At 45.6% G+C, this 18,703-nt stretch carries 14 protein-coding genes; 11 read left to right on the top strand and 3 right to left on the bottom strand.

The window, feature by feature from the left end; translation table 11 throughout:
* The first annotated feature begins 92 nt into the window (after positions 1–92).
* Positions 93–1,058 carry a diguanylate cyclase gene (locus ACPUEK_RS14910; protein WP_425641233.1) on the top strand — a complete coding sequence of 322 codons (966 nt, stop codon included), beginning with the start codon at positions 93–95 and terminating at the stop codon, positions 1,056–1,058.
* Between the two features lie 3 nt (positions 1,059–1,061).
* Here ACPUEK_RS14910 and ACPUEK_RS14905 read toward each other — a convergent pair whose 3' ends face one another.
* On the bottom strand, positions 1,062–1,256 hold the full coding sequence (locus ACPUEK_RS14905; RefSeq protein ID WP_067220703.1) for a hypothetical protein: 195 nt from the start codon (positions 1,254–1,256) through the stop codon (positions 1,062–1,064).
* A 181-nt stretch (positions 1,257–1,437) separates the two neighbouring features.
* On the opposite strand from ACPUEK_RS14905, the gene ACPUEK_RS14900 reads away from it, so the two are divergent.
* The 4 genes from ACPUEK_RS14900 (at position 1,438) to ACPUEK_RS14885 (ending at position 6,270) form a co-directional block, all read left to right on the top strand.
* Positions 1,438–3,309 carry a methyl-accepting chemotaxis protein gene (locus tag ACPUEK_RS14900; protein ID WP_425641232.1) on the top strand — a complete coding sequence of 624 codons (1,872 nt, stop codon included), beginning with the start codon at positions 1,438–1,440 and terminating at the stop codon, positions 3,307–3,309.
* A gap of 115 nt (positions 3,310–3,424) precedes the next feature.
* A complete protein-coding gene (locus tag ACPUEK_RS14895) occupies positions 3,425–3,901 on the top strand; it encodes a GNAT family N-acetyltransferase (RefSeq protein ID WP_211564821.1) in 477 nt (158 codons plus the stop codon).
* A 307-nt stretch (positions 3,902–4,208) separates the two neighbouring features.
* On the top strand, positions 4,209–5,258 hold the full coding sequence (locus ACPUEK_RS14890; RefSeq protein WP_067035979.1) for an NAD(P)-dependent alcohol dehydrogenase: 1,050 nt from the start codon (positions 4,209–4,211) through the stop codon (positions 5,256–5,258).
* A gap of 73 nt (positions 5,259–5,331) precedes the next feature.
* Positions 5,332–6,270, top strand: a complete 939-nt coding sequence (locus ACPUEK_RS14885) for an AraC family transcriptional regulator N-terminal domain-containing protein (protein ID WP_425641231.1) — start codon at positions 5,332–5,334, stop codon at positions 6,268–6,270.
* Positions 6,271–6,285: 15 nt separating this feature from the next.
* Here the strand turns inward: ACPUEK_RS14885 and ACPUEK_RS14880 are convergent, their stop codons facing one another.
* Together ACPUEK_RS14880 and ACPUEK_RS14875 are read right to left on the bottom strand one after the other, a co-directional pair.
* A complete protein-coding gene (locus ACPUEK_RS14880) occupies positions 6,286–7,689 on the bottom strand; it encodes a sigma-54-dependent transcriptional regulator (RefSeq protein ID WP_067220693.1) in 1,404 nt (467 codons plus the stop codon).
* Positions 7,690–7,713: 24 nt separating this feature from the next.
* On the bottom strand, positions 7,714–9,396 hold the full coding sequence (locus ACPUEK_RS14875) for a transporter substrate-binding domain-containing protein (RefSeq protein WP_425641230.1): 1,683 nt from the start codon (positions 9,394–9,396) through the stop codon (positions 7,714–7,716).
* Between the two features lie 364 nt (positions 9,397–9,760).
* Between ACPUEK_RS14875 and ACPUEK_RS14870 the strand changes: the two genes are divergently transcribed.
* From ACPUEK_RS14870 to ACPUEK_RS14845, 6 genes are all read left to right on the top strand, one after another.
* Positions 9,761–10,726, top strand: coding sequence for a TAXI family TRAP transporter solute-binding subunit (locus ACPUEK_RS14870; RefSeq protein ID WP_417503742.1), 966 nt, complete (start codon positions 9,761–9,763; stop codon positions 10,724–10,726).
* Positions 10,727–10,811: 85 nt separating this feature from the next.
* Positions 10,812–13,394, top strand: coding sequence for a TRAP transporter permease (locus ACPUEK_RS14865; protein ID WP_067220682.1), 2,583 nt, complete (start codon positions 10,812–10,814; stop codon positions 13,392–13,394).
* 220 nt (positions 13,395–13,614) lie between these two features.
* Complete coding sequence (locus tag ACPUEK_RS14860) at positions 13,615–14,706, top strand: endonuclease/exonuclease/phosphatase family protein (RefSeq protein WP_425641229.1); 1,092 nt, start codon at positions 13,615–13,617, stop codon at positions 14,704–14,706.
* A 13-nt stretch (positions 14,707–14,719) separates the two neighbouring features.
* Positions 14,720–15,322 (top strand): flavin reductase family protein, encoded by a 603-nt coding sequence (locus tag ACPUEK_RS14855; RefSeq protein ID WP_425641228.1) that lies wholly within the window; start codon positions 14,720–14,722, stop codon positions 15,320–15,322.
* 93 nt (positions 15,323–15,415) lie between these two features.
* Positions 15,416–16,735 carry a GGDEF domain-containing protein gene (locus ACPUEK_RS14850; RefSeq protein ID WP_425641227.1) on the top strand — a complete coding sequence of 440 codons (1,320 nt, stop codon included), beginning with the start codon at positions 15,416–15,418 and terminating at the stop codon, positions 16,733–16,735.
* Positions 16,736–16,868: 133 nt separating this feature from the next.
* Positions 16,869–18,650: a diguanylate cyclase gene (locus tag ACPUEK_RS14845; RefSeq protein WP_425641226.1), complete on the top strand. Its 1,782-nt coding sequence runs from the start codon at positions 16,869–16,871 to the stop codon at positions 18,648–18,650.
* The last annotated feature ends 53 nt before the right edge of the window (positions 18,651–18,703 follow it).

Here is an 18,703-nt window from a genome sequence, read left to right as displayed (position 1 = left end):
CCTATACCGATTATCATCTCTTTAAATTATATTGCATGCGTACATTTTTGTAGGGACAGACGTATGCGGAACCTTACCTAACTAGGTGATTAATGGGTTTGCTAGACCGATACTACGCGGTAATTGATACATTGCCTGATCATATGTTTTTGTTTTCTGAATCGGGACGTTATCTTGACGTGTACGGTGGCGATGAGAATAAGACTGGATTTGACTGTAAACCATTCATAGGTAAATACCTCCACGACGTCATGCCACATCACTTGGCGGATGACTTCCTTTCCCTTATTAGAACCGCCATTCATCTGCAGGAAACTCAGATCATCAAATACAAATTTGATGAAGATGAGATGATTGAATTGCCCAACCATGTCATGGTGCCAAAGGAGATTTGGTTTGAAGGTACGATTAAGTATTTACCCATTATTGAGCAGGGCGAACGTGTTGCACTGTGGATTGCAAAAAACATCACCCGGCAGCACTATTTGGAATTAGAGCTGAAAACCCTGTCTGAAATTGATGAGCTGACGGGGATTTTAAATCGCCGTTCCTTCTCGAATATTTTAAAAACACACGTTCAAGATTATCAGCACGGTGCTAAGCCATTCTCTTTGATTCTGTACGATATTGATTTATTTAAGCGAGTAAACGACACATTAGGACATACGACTGGTGATGAAGTGATTCAGCATGTCGTTGACGTGTTTCGTTCTGAACTTGACCCCGAAGTATCGTTTGGCCGAATAGGGGGGGAAGAGTTTGCGATATTGCTCCCTGAACAAGACATACATGACGCTTATGAGTTTGCTGAGAAATTGCGGCAAAGGCTTGAGAAATCTCCGTGCGAAACAGAGCTGTACGAAATTGAGGTTACGGTGAGCATGGGATTGACACAGGTCCATGAGAAAGATCTTGATACGCTCGCTTTAATCTCACGTGCAGACAAAGCCATGTACCAAGCGAAGAAAGAAGGACGCAATAAAACCTGCAAATACTCGAGCTTAAGTGAGCGTGAATACGCAGAGTTAGACCAACATCACTGGTTTAAAAAAAAGTGACCCTTAGCAGGCAAAATACTGAAGATCAACCAAGGTCTGCATGGCTGAAAGATAATTGTTGAACATCATCATAACAAAGTCAGCTAAAGGTTGATGGAATAGCCACAGCCCAGCGATCGCCGCAAAAAACACTATGGCTACGTTCATCTTTTTGGAAGATGATGCCTGTTGAGTATCAGATGATGTGTGAGTATTCATAAGTGTATCGACATATTTCCATAGTTTAAAAATTGAAGCAAAAAAGAAAGTCTTTATTATTTAGATCAATACTGAATATAGAGTAAATAAAAAGACATATTTACGGTGTAGAATGTCAGGAAATCTTCAAATAATTGATCTAGGTCAATTTTATTGAATTCTTAACGATAAGGTACCGTAAATGCGCTTTAGCCATAAAATCGTCGCTGCTTCGACATTCTTGTTACTTTTGACCGTTGGTCTACTAAGTATACAACAGCTTGTTACCGTGAGAAGCGAAGTTGAAAATTTAGTTTCAAACAGTTTGAAAGAAATGGTGGGTGGTGTGCAAAATACCATTCGATCAGAAATGACCAACAAAAAAGCAATGGCCTACATGGCCGCTGAAACACTGGCATTGAACCCGAATGATCAACAGTTTGTTAAGGATGTTCTCGAAGAAAAGACATTCAAAAGCAGCTTTTTAGGCGCTGGCTTTGGTTATCAAAAAGATGGCGCTATTCTTGAAAACGTTGATGATTGGAACCCAGATAGCAGTTATGACCCGCGTCAGCGTCCATGGTACAACTTAGCGAAAAACAGCGGAAAGCAAGCTGTCACCGAGCCGTATTTAGATATGGCGTCAGGCAAGATCGTCATTTCGATTGTCAATCCGATTTACGATGGCAATCAGTTTGTTGGAACATCATTTTACGATATGGATCTAGGTGGTTTATCTGATCTGGTTAATTCGATTAATTTATTTGATGCGGGCTACCTATTCATAGTTACTGATAAAGGCACTGCCATTGCACATCCTAACACGGGGAATAATGGTAAAAAATTATCGGAACTGCTGCCTGGCGTCAATTTAACCGCGGGTACTCAAACCGTTTCTATTGATGGCACGGATCATATCGTTAACATCACACCCGACAAAGAAGAGGGCTGGTTTATTGTTGCGGTCATTGATGAAGCGAAAGCGTATGCCGCGCTAGGCTCTTTACGTAACAATGCGGTTATCTTCAGTGTCATTGGCTTGTTAGTCAGTTTTGTTGTTTTAACCATAATGATCAAAGCCTTGTTACGTCCATTAGACGGTTTAAATCGTGCCATTCAAAACGTTTCTAAAGGAGATGGCGACTTAACTAAGCGCATTGAGGTAAACAACACGCCTGAATTTGCGAGTTTGGCAACAGGCTTTAATAGCTTTACCGAGAACCTACAGTCACAAATTCAACAGCTTAAACATCTCGGTGATGAGATTGTTGAGTCGGGTAATGAAACGGTAGAAGACTCGAACAAATCCGCTGAAGCGACACGTAAGCAGATGCATGAGTTAGATCTATTGGCCACAGCCATTCATGAAATGGCAATGACGGCAAATGAAGTGGCACAAAGTGCGCAAAGCGCTTCTGAAGCGGCTCAGGATGTCGATCGAAATACCATTGAAGGCTCGAGTGTGGTGAGTGAAACCGCACGCTCAATTGATAGTTTGGCGGAACGTATTGAGCAAGCCGTAGCGCAAGTTCGTGCTTTAGAAAGCGCGACGTCGAATATTGAAACCATTTTAAGTGTGATCAATGACATCGCAGATCAAACCAACTTGTTGGCGTTGAATGCTGCCATTGAAGCCGCTCGTGCAGGTGAAAGTGGTCGTGGTTTTGCGGTTGTGGCGGACGAAGTGCGTACTCTGGCACAGCGTACTCAAGAGTCGACCACCGAAATACGCAGTATGATTGAGCAGCTACAAGCCGGATCGACAGCGGTATCTAACGCGATGAATGAAAGCCGAAATACCGCCTCTGAGGCGGTTGAGAAAGCCAAGTTTGCTGACGAAGCACTGCGCAAAATCAGTGTCTCAATTGAGCGTATCAGTGATATGAACATCCAAATCGCCTCGTCGGCGCAAGAGCAAAGCCATGTTGCAGAAGACATTAGTACCAATGCCGTGAAGATTAAAGACTTGTCGGTACAAGTGTCCGATCTAGCGGATTCTTCTAATGCATCAATGCAAAAGCAGCGTGAAAGTACCAGCGCCCAGAAAGCCCTGTTGGATCGTTTTATTGTATAAGTCTTTAAGACCTATGTTGTAATTTTGAAAGCGTCTCTTATGAGGCGCTTTTTTATGCGATGATGATAAAGAGACAGTAGCCTTTCAAAGTAAGGAGTCTAAGGTGATAAGAGCCATGACCGAAGCAGATTTTAAAGCGTTTTGGCCGACGTTTTCTGCCGTTATTAAAGCACAAGAAACCTACGCTTATCGTGCAGATATGACCCAAGAGCAAGCGTATGAGATCTGGTGTATGTTGCCCGCAAAGACGTATGTATTTGAAGAAGAGGGTGAGGTATTAGCGACGTATTATTTAAAAGCGAATGCGATGGGCCCAGGCGATCATGTGTGTAATTGCGGTTATATGGTCAGTGAAAAAGCTCGAGGGAAAGGTCTTGCACGTAAGTTATGTGAGCATTCACAGCAAGTCGCTCGAAATTTGGGTTTTACAGGGATGCAGTTTAATGCGGTTGTCTCTACCAATCGCGTGGCTGTGCAGCTTTGGCAAAAACTTGGGTACGACATCATCGGTACTGTACCTAATGCATATCGTCACGGCCGATTAGGTAAAGTGGACTGCCTGATCATGTACAAAGATATTTCACAGGATTAAAAAGCTACCAATGGCTTCGTGATCGTTGGTTTTTATCAGATGATTATATGTTTTCCTGAAGGAATAAGCAGGTCGATATCAATAGACGCTTTCAGGAAATCACAAATAACTGGATAGTTTGTTCACATTTCATATCAATTTAGTGTTTTTTAGAGAATTTTAACGGTGTTAATTTTAGCTGCCTTTTTAGAGTTTATAGTTTTGGGCATGATCTAAATAGGATTAGGCAGGCGTATGCTGTGCGACTTAATTACCATAACAACACGATATTGATAGCGAACTAGAGAATAACTGGGAGTAAAGTATTATGAAAACCATAGGTTACGCGGCACATGATTCTGATGCACACATGGTGCCGTATCATTTTGAACGCAGAGATTTGCGTGCCAATGACGTGGCGATTGAGATTTTATACTCAGGTGTCTGTCACTCAGATTTGCATACGGTAAACGGTGACTGGGGCCCACAATCCTATCCTTTAGTACCTGGCCATGAAATCGTAGGTGTGGTGCAGTCCATCGGTACTGACGTTACCAAATACAAGATTGGCGATAAAGTAGCAGTAGGATGCATGGTCGATAGCTGCCAAGCCTGTGATCAATGTGATAAGGGCGAAGAGCAATACTGTCGCAACGGATTAACCATGACTTATGGCTCACCAGATCGTATTTCGGGTGACATCACACAGGGCGGCTATTCAAAGCATATCGTTGTGCGTGAAGAGTTTGTTCTGAGCTTGCCTGAAAATATGGATCTTTCTAAATCTGCGCCAATTTTGTGTGCGGGCATTACTACCTATTCACCGCTGCGTACATGGGGCGTGAAAGAAGGCTCTCGTGTTGGTGTGATTGGCCTTGGTGGTCTTGGGCACATGGCGGTTAAATTAGCGGTTGCCATGGGGGCTGAAGTAACGGTATTGAGTCGCTCTAAGAAAAAAGAGCAAGATGCAAAAGCGATGGGCGCACTTGGTATCTTGGCATCGTCTGATGAGGAAGCCATGCAAGCGGCGGCAAACTCTTTTGATCTAATTATTGATACAGTGCCTGCTAAGCATGATGTCACACCTTACACACAACTGCTGGACATTGATGGCACCTTGGTCATTGTCGGTCAGGTAGGGCCCTTAGAAGAACCGATGACAATACCTTTGATCACTGGTCGACGCCGTATTGCAGGCTCTTTGATTGGCGGTATTGAAGAAACTCAAGAAGTGCTTGAATTCTGTGCCAAACATAATGTTTATCCTGAATGTGAAATGATTAACGTAGATCAAATCAATGATGCTTTCGAGCGTATGGCGAAAGGGGATATGGCGCATCGTATCGTCATCGACATGGCTTCTCTAGCGGCAGAGTAATCGTCAGTTAAGCGAATGCGTAGAGCAGTGGTGATCATCACTGCTCTTTTCTATTGTTAAGGTGAGGTGTGCAGTGGCGCCACAAACGTTTACGCAAATGCCATCAAACAGTGAGTTGTCTGTAGAGCTCAGTCGAACGTTGAAGCAGATGGCGTCATTGTTAACAACGTTGACGCCTTATGACGGGTACTTTCCATTATTAGAAAACCAAGTACACGTTGCTCGGTCCGCAACACTTTCAAGTCAACAGCACTGTCTGTTGGCACTTCCAAGTATTTGTATTGTGCCGCAAGGCGCAAAACATGTGTCGGTGATGCAAGCCGGTGTGGAATATACCGAAGATGCTAGCACTATGGTGGTCTACGCCGCGGAAGTGCCGTTAGATTATAAAATCATGCAGGCAAGTCCGGAAGAACCGTATTTTTGTTTGATGTTGCCACTTAATAAAGACCGATTAATTGAACTGATTCCTCGAGTGTTTCCTAATGGTGTGCCAAAAACTGACAAAGCCAGTTCTGTGTACGTCAAAGGCAATGATCAACGAGTAATGAAAGCCTGTGTACGTTTACTTGAGCTGATTGTCGAACAGGAATACGTAGATTTGTTGGTGCCGATGGTCATCGATGAAATTCTGATTAGACTGCTAAAAAGTTCAGTCGGACCTGCTATCGCTCAGCTTGGGGTGGTGGATTCCCATGCTCAGAAGGTGTCAAAGGCGATTACTTGGCTCAAAGATCACTACGCCCAGCCGATCAGAATGGAGCAGCTGGCTACGCTAAGCGGTATGAGTGTGTCGTCTTTTCATACGCACTTTAAGTCGATTACTTCGATGAGTCCTTTGCAGTATCAAAAAACGGTTAGATTGCAGCACGCTCGTCATTTGATCCGCTCACAAAGTATGGATGTAAGTCGCGCCGCATTTGAGGTGGGCTATGCCAGCTCCTCTCAGTTCAGTCGTGAATACTCGCGAGCATTTGGTGTGTCGCCCAGCCGTGATATGCAGCCGTTTTAGCACATCCTTGGTGAGTCATTCTTCACCTTCTTTCATGTTTTTCAAACGCTTACTCAACGCAGGCTGTGAGATGCCTAGCATACGTGCGGCCAGCGATTGATTATGATTAGAACGATTCATCGCTTCTTCTACCAACAGTCTGCTTAATTGCGTCAATGTGGGCAGAGGTTGGTCTTCTGGGAAACGCACAGAGCGCTCAAATACATCTTTCGAGTGATTCCCCAGCAACTGTTCGAAGACGCTAATATTTAAGGTTTCTTGTTCGCTTTGGCTGACTGCGTCGAATACTAAGGCGCGCAGTTCACGTACGTTGCCTGGGAAGGAGTAGTCTTGCAAATGCAGCGCCAATGCATTGGGAATGTTTAAATACGGCTTTTGCAATTCATCACAAGCTTGACGCATAAAGTGGTCAATCAATAAGGGAAGGTCGTTTAAACGCTCGCGCAGCGCTCGGATACTGACCATATGAGTGCGCAGCCGATAGTATAAATCTTTGCGGAAGGTGCCCTTTTGCTGTTGCTCGGCTAAGTTCTGGTGCGTTGCCACGATGACACGTGCTTGGATGCGTTTTGGGCGATCACTGCCGATAGGGTAATATTCTCCCTCTTGCAGAAGACGTAATAACTTTACTTGAGAGGTGGCGCTTAGGTCGCCGATTTCATCCAAAAATAGAGTGCCCCCCGCCGCGCTTTCCACTAAACCTTGGCGTACTTTATCGGCACCAGTGAACGCGCCACGCGCATGTCCAAAGAGTGTGTCTGAGAAGATATTATCATCAAGACCCGCCACGTTGACCGTGACCAACGGGCCTTTTCGACCACTCAACTCATGAATTGCCCCAGCGATTAGTTCTTTACCGACGCCGCTTTCACCCGTAATCAGTACCGGTTGGCTGCTTGGTGCGATGGATTCTAAATAACGAAATGTCGACATCATATTGGGATCAGCGGTAATAAAACCGGCAAAATGGTCGGCGTTATTCAATTCACTGGATAACAGCTGGGCGCGCAAGGCTTGGTTTTCCAAGCTCAGTTCTTGTGTATGGATCGCTCGCTTGATGGACTCTAATATCTGCTCTTGGTCGGCAGTTTTAACAATGTAGTCGAATGCGCCTTGCTTCACACAATTGACGGCGGCATCGACTTGATTTAAACCGCTAAAGATAATGACACTGACATCTGGGTACTCTTCTGTCAGCCATTTCAGTAATTCTTGTCCAGAGATAACGGGCATGGTCAGATCTAACAGCACTAAGCCAATCGTGTGCTCAGACATCAAGCTTTGTACTTGCTGTGGTTCAGAGCACGTTAGGATGTTGTTTAAGCCATAGCGCTCTAAGGTCAGTGACATGCTGCGCAAAAACGAAGGTTCGTCGTCCACTAACAGGATATTAAATTGTGGGTAGGCCAGCTGATTCAAACGTAAGTCCTCTTAAGTGAAACATTAAGGTGCAATAGGAAAGCTTGCCACGGCGACAGTGCCTTTGCCTAAGGTTGATGAAAAAGACAATCGACCTTTGTGTGCTTTTACAATGCCCGCAGACACAGACAGCCCTAACCCTGTTCCGCCATGATCGCGTTTCGTGGTAAAGAACGGCTCGGTTAAGCGCGCTAGGGCTTCTTGTTCGATTCCGCACCCTTCATCTTCTACAACAACAAACACCTCTTTTTGGTCGGCACTTAGGGTGGTAGAAATCGCTAATGTGGCACTTGGGTGCTCAATGGCATCGCATGCGTTTAAAACAAGGTTAATGATAACTTGTTCTATACGTTGTGGGTTACCCATTATACGCGGCTGGCGTAAATCCAGGTGCACATTGAAATGATCCGTAGCACTGCGTATGGATTTGTCGACTAGACGAATGCTGGTTTCCACGACCTGATTTAAATCCACTTCTTGAGACAAAGCATCGGGTTGTTCCCGAGCAAAGTCTTTTAAGTCGTTGACGATATTGCGGATCCGATCTGTGCTGTGTTGCATCTCATCGAGTAAATAGGGAATCTCAGCTTTCAGGCGTTGATAAGGCAGTCCACCCAGCATGATGCCTGGATTTTCTTGCTCGATCTCATCCAAATAGGGCAGTGCATCTTCCCAAGCGCCGCGCAGGATGGGGAGATTCAGCATCAATAAACCGGTTGGGTTGTTGATCTCATGTGCCACCCCTGATACCAATACACCAAGAGACGCCATTTTATCGGCTTGAATAAGTTGTTCCTGCTGCGCCTTGATTTGCAGAGAACGGCGCTCCACTTCTTTGCGCAGCATGCGGTTCCAGATCATGATGCCACCTAAGATAAACAGCAATGCCAAAATCGTATAAAACGCATATTGGCCGAGCTTTTTCCAGGGCACTTTGGACTGTTCTAGGGTGCCAAACCATTTGTCATAGATAGCTTGCTGTCGCCCCGTGTTTTTTAAGATGGCTAATCCTTCACTGAACAATGCGATCAGGTCTTCATTGGCAGGTAGAGCGCCATAGCTCAAGCGTTGTCCGGCCACAGGCCGTGCGATCGGCTCTAAATTGCTCAGCCCCATTTCTTTGCTAAGGTACAGGCTCGGCGAGTTAGCTGTTAAAGCAAAGTCGTGTTTGCCAGAAGCCAATAAGCGCAAGGCTGCAGAATGGGTTGCAGCAGGAATGATGATGGCATCAGGCACATTACGTTGTAAATATTCGTGCATGATGCTGGCATTTTGAACAATAACTTCGTAACCAGCAGCCTCTTTAATGTCGTTGACGTGCGGCCCATCTTTACGCGCAAACAAGGATTGATTCACGATCGAGTGGGGCGAGGAGAAGATAATGGTTTGAGCACGTTCGTCTGAATAGGCAATATTTTGTAGGGCATCAAAGGTGCCGTCTAATAACCCAGTATAAGCGCTTTGCCAGTCGGTCATGGTGAGTTCGATATCAAAGCCCATGACTTCCGCGATGGCGTAACTCAGTTCAACGGTATAACCCGTAGGGGTACCGTCTTCATCAACAAATTCGTAAGGTGGGTAATTATAGTCCGCCGCAATGTGGACCACACGTTTCTGCATGCCAAGAGAAGGGCCGAGATGTTGTTCTGCCAGCGTAAAGGGGGTAAAGCAAAGAGCCAAGATAAGCCAAATGAACTTGCGCATCATGTGATCAAACTATCTACATATATAAGTAAGGTGGTGAATCTTAACGGCTATTTTAAGGGATGAGAAGCTGTCAAATGGGGTTTGGGTTTTATGCTTATAACAAAAGTTATAAGTATAAAAAAGGTTATATCTCAGCCCCGAAGGTGCGGTATTACGCGCTATAACGTACTCAATACCGTCACTTCAAAGCGGATCTATAACCTTAGTTATAGGTTGTCGTGTTCATGAAAAGCGTAGTGATTTTTAAATTATTTAATAAAATCAATCGCTTATATTTATTTCTTAATGTTGGCACTTTCTTTGCGATGTAGATACTCGTTTTGACAAATTAATAACAAAATAAAGACATAACGAGGAATTCTCAATGAAGAAAGTAATGCTTAAAACGGCTTTGGCTACCGCGTTTACTGCTGCTGCAACCGTATCTATTGCAGACACTCAATTTGTATCAATCGGTACCGGTGGTGTAACAGGGGTTTACTATCCAGCGGGTGGTTCGATTTGTCGTATGATCAACAAAGATCGTAAAGAGCACGGCATTCGTTGTTCTGTTGAGTCTACGGGTGGTTCCGGTTACAACGTCAACAGCATTCGTGCCGGTGAACTAGAGTTTGGTGTTGCTCAATCCGATGTACAAGCCGCAGCGATTGAAGGCAAAAACCAATTCGAAGGTAACCCTTTCCCTGAGCTACGTTCAGTATTCTCTCTTCATCCAGAACCGATTCACTTAATGGCACGCGCCGATTCTGGCATTAAGACGTTTGCGGACCTAGAAGGTAAGCGCGTTAACATTGGTAACCCAGGCTCAGGCAACCGTTCTATGATGGAATTGCTGATGTCCGAAAAAGGCTGGACAACGGACAACTTTGCGTTTGCAGCAGAACTAAAATCGTCTGAAATGTCACAAGCACTGTGTGATGACAAATTTGATGTCACCATCTTCGTTGCGGGCTTACCAAATGGTTCCGCTCAAGAAGCGACGACAACGTGTGATGTACGTATGATTCCATTGGATGGTGACGTTGCGAAAAGCATTCAAGCGAAACACGCTGAATTCTCTAAAGCGGTTATCCCTGGCGGTATGTACAACGGCAACCCTGATGATGTGACGACCTTCGGCCCGAAAGCGACCATCGTAACGTCGGCGAATGTATCGGATAAAGTGGTGTACCAAATGACTAAAGCCGTGTTTGAAAACTTCGAGTCTTTTAAACGTCTGCACCCGGCTTTTGCGCCACTTCAACCTGCTGAAATGGCCACTTCTTCATTGGTTGCACCGCTGCATCCTGGTGCCGAGAAATTCTACCGTGAACAAGGCTTAGTGAAGTAAGCCACAACACTCTGTTGCATTGTTCGTCAAAGCGTCAGTCTTGCTGGCGCTTTTTCTTCTCTATGTTCGAACTTAGGAATTTTCTATGTCGACACAATCATCCACCGGTTTAGATACCAACAAATTAGATGAGATGGTGGCCGAAGCCGATACGGGCAAACGCTCACCGACCGGTCGTTTTGCGTTGGGCTTGTTGTTCCTCGTACCGTTGTGCTGGTCTTTGTTTCAATTATGGATTGGCTCGCCATTACCGTCCCAGTTTGGTTTTGGTTTTATTAATGACACTCAGTCGCGCGCGCTGCATTTAGCCTTTGCCGTGAGTTTGGCGTTTATGGCATTTCCGGCGTTTAGTCGCAGTCCAACAAAACATATCCCCATTATTGATTATGCATTGGCGCTCATTGCGGCCTTTTGTGCATCGTATTTATTTCTGTTCAACGATGAGCTGGCTATGCGCCCGGGCCTTCCCACTACTACGGATTTAGTCGTTGCGGGCATTGGCTTGCTGTTGACGCTTGAAGCCGCGCGTCGTTCTCTTGGACCACCGCTAATGATGGTGGCCATTGTGTTCTTGGCCTATGTGTTTTTTGGTGACGCGTCTTGGTTGCCAGAAATTTTACGCTGGAAAGGCGCCTCATTTGAAAAAGCCATGACGCACATGTGGCTGACAACAGAAGGGGTGTTCGGGATTGCCCTAGGCGTTTCTTCGGGTTTTGTATTCTTATTTGTTTTGTTTGGCGCTCTGTTAAACCAAGCTGGCGCGGGTAACTATTTTATTCAAGTGGCGTTTGCCTTGTTAGGGCACATGCGTGGTGGTCCGGCCAAAGCGGCGGTTTTGTCGTCGGCGATGACAGGATTGATTTCAGGCTCCTCGATTGCCAATGTGGTGACCACGGGTACCTTTACCATTCCGTTGATGAAGAAAGTGGGCTTTAGTCCAGAGAAGGCTGGTGCTGTCGAAGTGTCGTCTTCGGTAAACGGCGTCATTATGCCACCAGTCATGGGCGCCGTAGCGTTCTTGATGGTGGAGTATGTGGGCATTTCGTACATTGAAGTGGTTAAGCATGCATTCCTACCGGCCACTATTTCATACATTGCGTTGCTGTACATCGTCCATCTTGAGGCGCTAAAAGCGGATATGCGCGGTTTGCCACGCGTAACGCCTGCACGTCCTTGGAAAATTGCCATTCTGCGCTCCGGTATTATTTTATCGAGCATGATGATCTTGGCTGGCGCGTTGTACTACTTAGTGTTGGCAATCAAGTTTGTCTTGGGGGATTGGTCCAATATCGGCTTACTGTTGCTTGTGGTCGTAGGCTATTTAGGGTTGCTCTTTATTTCGGCGAAAAATAAAGATTTAGACATGGGCGATGCCAATGGCGAAATCGTTAAGTTGCCTGTGTTTGCAGACATCTATCGCACCGGCTTGTACTACTTAGTGCCATTGGTCGTACTGGTGTGGTTCTTGATGGTCGAGCGAAAGTCTCCTGGTCTATCCGCCTTTTGGGCCAGTATATTGATGGCGTTTATCTTGTTAACCCAAAAGCCACTGAAAGCTTGGTTTCGTCAGCAGCAGGGCATTGGTCAGCAGTTTAAGCAGGGGGCTTGGGACCTGATTGAAGGTTTGAACACGGGTGCGCGAAATATGATCGGCATCGGTGTGGCGACAGCGACAGCAGGCATTATTGTCGGCACAGTGACGTTAACCGGTGTGGGTCAGGTAATGGCCGAATTTGTCGAGCTGTTGTCCGGTGGCGTGCTTATCATCATGCTACTGATGGTGGCGTTGATCTCACTAATTTTAGGCATGGGCTTGCCTACTACAGCCAACTATATTGTGGTGTCGTCGCTGATGGCGAGCGTTGTCGTGGAGCTGGGCGCGCAGTCGGGTCTCATTGTGCCAATGATTGCCATCCATATGTTCGTGTTTTATTTCGGCATTATGGCCGATGTGACGCCACCGGTGGGCTTAGCGTCGTTCGCGGCGGCTGCGGTCTCAGGTGGGGATCCAATTAAAACGGGCTTTACTGCATTCTTCTATTCAATGCGTACGGCATTGTTGCCCTTCCTGTTTATCTTCAATACGGACTTATTGTTGATTGACGTGACGTGGTATCAAGGGGTGATCGTCTTTATTGTCGCGCTGTCGGCGATGTTGATCTTCGCGGCGGCGACGCAAGGTTACTTCTTTGTTCGCAGTAAGCGTTGGGAAAGCGCGGTGTTACTCTTGGTTGCTTTTACATTGTTCCGTCCGGGGTTTTGGTTGGATCAGGTAATCGCGCCGTATGAGCATTACCAAGGTTCAGAGTTAACTCAATACATTGATGAGCATCCAACGCTAGAAAGCGTGCGTTTATCGGTTGAAGGTGAAAACTTAGATGGCCGTTGGATCGAGAAAACCGTTGATTTGCCGTTGACTCAAACGGGCTCAGCAAGTGATCGCCTATTCGATGGTGCCGGCCTAGAGGTGCGTGACGAAGATGGTCAGGTGTACATCGATAATCTTGCATGGGGTGGCGTGGCCGAACAAATGAAGCTGGATTTCGATTGGGAAATTTCGGGCTTTGATGTGGCCAATGAGCGACCTGCAAAAGAATGGTTTTTTATTCCGGCATTCCTGTTAGTGCTTTGGATTATTCGACGCCAGAAAAAGCGTTTAGTTGAATAATACCAAGCCTCAGGTTTTCGTTTGGGAATAGCCGGAGCATTGCTCCGGCTTTTTTATGCGGTTTTACAATCAAAAGTGCTGATGAGAAGAGGTCAGTCATTTCTTATTAGGTCATGAAATTTGAATGAACTATGTTCTTTTATAATCCGATCAGATTTTTTGTGCCGGTCATGATAGCGTTGTCCCTAACTTATATTGCTTTATGGTTAGCCGAGACCCAATGACCTTGATTATTTTGACTGTTATGACGGCACTGATTAGTTTTGTGACGTTCTTACCCATGTGTCGAATCTCCCACTGGACGGTTCGAAGTTGTGATTTCCCACGTTTACAGTTTGCCGTCTTGGCGGCTGTGTTATTAACGGTTCAATGGATAGTGCTACCATGGGATGATCCCATTTCTTGGGCCTTAATCGTGATGACAATAAGCTGTTTGGCCATTCAGCTTTGGTGGGTATTGCCTTATACGGCGTTATTTCCAAGAGAAGTGAAAAACGCTCATGAAGTTAAACCAGAGCGATTGATTACGCTGTTAACTGCTAATGTGCTAACGCCGAATCGTCAGGCTCATAAGCTGGTGGAGCTGGTGCAATTGCATAAGCCTGATGTGCTGGTGACATTGGAATCGGACAAGTGGTGGGAGAGCCAACTAAGCATTATCGAATCAAGTCTACCGTACACCGTAAAGTGTCCGCTTGATAATCTGTATGGCATGCATGTCTACTCTCGTTTTCCTTTGGGTGATACCTCACTGAGCTTTCTGGTAGAAGACGATGTGCCTTCTGTACATACAACGATGGCTATGAAGGATGGCAGTGTCATCCGAGTGCATTTTCTTCATCCTGCCCCACCAAGCCCAACTGAAAACGAAGAGTCTGGTGAACGCGATGCCGAAATCGCTATTGTTGCGCGCAGTGTCGCAGATTGTGACATGCCAGTAATTGTGACGGGTGATTTGAACGATGTCGCATGGTCTAGAACAACGCGATTATTCCGTAAAGTGAGTGGCTTACTGGACCCAAGGGTTGGCCGCGGAATTTATTGTACTTTTCATGCCGATTATCCCTTTTTGCGTTGGCCGTTGGATCATGTGTTTCACAGTAAGCACTTCACCTTAAGCCATATTGAGCGTATGCCTTCAATTGGTTCAGATCATTTTCCTTTATTGACGCGTTTGGCGTTAACGCCCAGTGCCGGTGTTGGCCAAGAGGCCGTGGCAGGGGATCATGACGATGAGCAGTTAGCGAAAAACATGGCACGGGAAGAAAGCGTCAGCAAAAGTGATGTGCCTGAGCCGGGCAAAACTTGTTAAAGGATGATTGATTGTGAATATAGCAACGGAAACCTTATCGACACCTGATATGTACCACTTGCTTGTCGGTGGCGTAACGCCGCGACCGATTGCTTGGATCAGCACGGTGTCAGAAGAGGGGGTTCATAATATTGCACCGTACTCTTTTTTCACCGTAGTCAGCGTGACCCCGCCAGTACTGAGCTACACCCAAGTTAACCCTCGTACTGGTGACGATAAAGATACGCTTAGAAACCTTTTGCATAACCATGAATGTGTGGTGCACATAGTCAATACGGCCTCTCTTGAAAAGATGAACCAATCGTGCGCGAGTCTGACACCTGAGCAGAGTGAGTTTGATTTCGCTAATATCGAATCTGTGGCCAGCCAGGTTGTTGCGCCATTGTCGGTGGTGGATACACCAGTGCGTTATGAGTGTCGTCTTCGTGATGTGATACGTATTGGTGAACACGCGGGCGCGGGTAGCATGGTGTTACTGGATGTGGTCTCGGTCTTTGTGGCAGATGATCTTTACCAAGAGGGAAGCATTGCGCAGCCGGCGTTGGACAGTGTCGGCAAGATGGGTGGCGATTTCTACAGTTACACAAAAGATTTAAAAGCGCTTTCTCGTCCATAAAGCGCTATTTTCATTGAATCGTTAGCATGGCTAACCATTACTGTTATGGTTATTATCGAAGGCAATGAATGCATTGATTTAAAGGGGCTTTTCATGTCGGACGATAAGTCGTTAAATGCCAATCCATCTTACGAGCATCTAGTTCATATCAAAGATCACTCAGAAGTGGCTTTATATGAGCTTATTCCTGATGTTGTGTGGTTCTTTGATTTGGATAAGCATGGCTGGTGGTGGGGTAACTCTGCCGCGGTAAAGTTTTGGGGCTTAAGCCATGTGGATGAGCTGATTAATAAAGACTTGTCTGGTGATACTCAAGGCGCAAAAGACCGTACTGCTCAAACTTTTGAGCTAGCGGTACAAAATGGCCTCACCATTGATCCATGGACGACGTATCCAAACGGCAAGCCTAAAACTCTTTATATGCGCCACCGTGCGGTTTTGCTTGGTCCAGAGAAACATCGTGGCATCATTGCGTTTATTAACGAAGAGGTAAACCTCGGGGAAACACCAGAAAACCTATTGCTAGTAGAAGCCATGCGTTATACCAATGTGGCGGTCACCAGTTTTAGTTTTGATGGTGCGCCGGTTGTTGAAAATCCAGAAGCCACTGAAGCCTATAGGCACATCTCACGTACCGATTTACCTACTGCCCAGTCTTTTTTCAGTGCTCGATTTGTTAACCCAGCGGAAGGTGAAGCGATATTAGCGCAAGCAATAGAGTGTAAAGGAGGGGAGTGGACATGTCAGGTTAAGACTTCTCATGGAGAGCGTATTCACAACTTAGATATTCGCATGACACGACACCCATTGTCGGGCGATTTTTTATTATTGATGTCTGAATACGATGTCACGCCTTTGCATAAAGCGTTAGAGGTGGCGCAAAACGCACAGGAAGAGTTGCGCAAATTAGCCCACTATGATGCCGTAACCGGCATTCCTTCCTTACGTTATTTGATGGATCAAGAGCAGCGCTTAATGGCCTATTCATCAAAGCAGCAGTTAAGCTTGGCGATTTTATATATTGATTTAGATGGCTTTAAAGACGTGAACGATAACTGCGGTCATGAGACAGGTAACCGAGTACTGACGCAAATAGCGCAGCGACTTAGTCAGGCTTCTGAAGGGGTGGGTCAGGCAGTCCGCTTGGGTGGCGATGAATTCTTAATATGGTTGTCGGATAGCAAAGATCGCGCTATCGCTACCGATATGGCAGAAAAACTATTAGGCTTGATTCATCAGCCTATTGAAGTTTCTAAGTGTTGCCAGATTACCGTGAGTGCCAGTATTGGTGTGGCTTTCCATCACTCAGAACAGCAGTCTCTAGACGATATTATTCAAGCCGCTGATCATGCCATGTATACGATCAAGCACGCAGGTAAGTGCGGAGTACGAGTCGCACCGGAAAGCGTTTAGTTCAAGCGCGCTGGGCCACAACACATAATTTTACGGAATATTGGCGAATATTAATAAAAAGTAACGGTTATTTTATCTTCACTCCTTTATGCTAGAAAAAGAGTAAAGATAAATATGAGGTGACTTTAGCATAATGTTGCAGCCTACGACGTGTGATCAAAAGTTCGCCATCACTCATGTGTTAGATATTGATGCGCTGCGCAATGTGCTAAGTCGTTTTCAATCTGCTTCAGGTGTTTCTGTTTGGATCTCGGAACAAAATGAGCAATTCATAGTTGCGGGTTCATCAAATTACGACGCCTCGTTTTGCTTTCAGTTTGTCGTCCATATTGATGACTGTCTTCCGGTTGTTTTGTCTCTAGATGGTCGATCTTTTAAAGTAGGCGAGTCTACTCTCCCTTTGTCCGTGCCTACGGTCGTCAATACTGTGCGTGCAGGCATTGTCGATGTATTGCAAGTCATGGTTGAAAAAGAGCTTCTGGCTCGAAAAAACAGCCAGAATGATATTCAACTTGAATCGCCATTTCATCTGCAGACCATTTTAGATGCATTGCCCACACCAATGGGGTGGTCCAATGCTGAAAACGATAATATAGAATATATTAATGCTGCTTTTGAAGCGCTGTTTGGTTACAAGCAAGCAGACATACCGAATCTAGGGCAATGGTTCGAAAAAGCTTTTCCCGATGAAGCCTATCGCCAAAGAAACCGTTTACTTTGGCAAGAGCAGGTTGTCCAGAGGAAACGAGGTGATACAGAAACACAGGTGCAGCCTGTCGAGGTTACCTGTAAAGATGGCTCTGTACGCAATGTGTTGATTAGTGCGACTTCCGTAGGTAAAAAGCGTCTGGTTAATTACAGCGATATGACCAGTTACTGGCAGATCCAAAATAGATTGTCAGCGCACCGCGAAATGTTGGAAATGATTGCTAAGGGGCAATCTCTTGCTAGCATTCTGGAAAAAATTGTATTTCAAGTGCAATCTGAATCCAAGGACTCTATTTGCAGTGTGTTACTGCTCGATGAACATAATAAACTTCGTAGCGCTGCCGCTCCCGACCTTCCTGAATTTTATACAAAAGCCATTGATGGCTTAAAGATTGGACCTTCAGTTGGCTCCTGTGGGACTGCATCCTACCTAAAAGAAAGAGTGATCGTTGCGGATATCAGTGAGCATGAATATTGGCGCGGCTTTGAAGCGCTTGCTGCCCGTGCGAATCTAGCGGCTTGCTGGTCTGATCCCATCCTGTCTTCTTCTGGTGAGGTATTGGGTACGTTTGCCATTTACCATCCCTACGCCACATATCCTACACAAGATGATATTGATTTAATTTCTTTCGCAAGCAATTTAGCGAGTGTCGCCATCGAAAATAGACAGTCTCGCGATGAGCTTGAGCGTAAAGCATATTATGATGATTTGACAGGGCTTGCTAACCGCCGTTACTTTTTTGAATATGCTAGCAAAGTGCTTAAAGAGTTACTGAGTGTTAGCGGCTACTTCAGCATGATCATGTTGGATATTGATCATTTCAAATATGTGAACGATCAATATGGGCATGAAATAGGCGATTTAGTACTCAAAAAAGTAGCGCAAACAATGACGAAAACACTAGATGATACAGGTTTGGTGGGGCGTATTGGCGGAGAAGAGTTTGCTGTTATTTTGCCGCATATTGGAAAGCAAGAAGCTTTTGATATAGCAGAGTGTTTGCGTATAGCGGTTAGCGGATTAATGGTTACTACGCCGAATCAGGATCACGTAAAGATCACGATTTCTGCCGGTTTAGCGCAATGTTGCGAGGGTGAGGAAGGCTCAATTGGCATTGATCAATTGTTTAAACGAGCTGATACCGCGTTGTATCAGGCAAAAACAGCGGGTCGAAATCGAGTCATGGTCTTCAACATGGCCCAGTAAGGCTTAAATCGTATTAAGCCTTACTTAAAGCATCGTTCTTGTATGGATTTACA

This window comes from Marinomonas gallaica (assembly GCF_049821165.1).
Taxonomy (GTDB): Bacteria; Pseudomonadota; Gammaproteobacteria; order Pseudomonadales; family Marinomonadaceae; genus Marinomonas; species Marinomonas gallaica.
This window is presented reverse-complemented; position numbering and strand designations above follow the sequence as displayed.